The sequence below is a fragment of the Mesorhizobium sp. M2E.F.Ca.ET.209.01.1.1 genome, from assembly GCF_004010375.2.
In the GTDB taxonomy this organism is placed as follows: domain Bacteria; phylum Pseudomonadota; class Alphaproteobacteria; order Rhizobiales; family Rhizobiaceae; genus Mesorhizobium.
The window spans coordinates 1-466 of sequence record NZ_SADP02000166.1; the positions used below are offsets into that span (position 1 = coordinate 1).

General features: G+C 65.2%; 1 protein-coding gene and 1 pseudogene. One reads left to right on the forward strand and one right to left on the reverse strand.

What is annotated here, in order from left to right; all coding sequences use genetic code 11:
* A partial coding sequence (locus EN852_RS35110; protein WP_135879620.1) for a DUF4437 domain-containing protein occupies window positions 1–326 on the forward strand: 326 nt, incomplete at its 5' end.
* Between the two features lie 7 nt (window positions 327–333).
* Here the strand turns inward: EN852_RS35110 and EN852_RS42765 are convergent.
* A pseudogene (locus tag EN852_RS42765) lies at window positions 334–466 on the reverse strand (ABC transporter ATP-binding protein); the annotation flags it as partial.

The following is a 466-nucleotide window of genomic DNA, read 5'->3' on the forward strand; positions in this document are numbered from 1 at the left end:
ACGCTGTCGAAGCGCCGGACCAGCCGCAGCGCCTCGGCCCGCTAGGCGAGCGTGCAAAGGGCCCGGCGGGAACCTTGCTCAAAGTTCCCGGCAACTGGCGCGCGCCTGTCCACGCGCATACCGCGGACTATCGCGCCGTGGTCATTGAGGGGCTGTGGGCGCACTGGCAGATGGATGGCGGCGAGGCGAACAGGGTCGAGTTGCCGCCAGGGTCCTACTGGACCCAGAAGGCCGATGAGATGCATGACGACGCCTGCCTCTCGCAGACGGAATGCGTGATCCTGTTGATCAACGACACGCCTTACGAGACCTACCTGCCGAAATAGCCGCGCCTTATGACGCGTGCCGCAAGCTGACTACACTGCCCTTGTCGAACAGCACCACCTTGTCGGGGTTCCAGGCAAAGCGCACCGGTTGCTCGATCGCGACATCGGTCCTGGCCGGCACCGTGGCGCGCAGGGTTGTA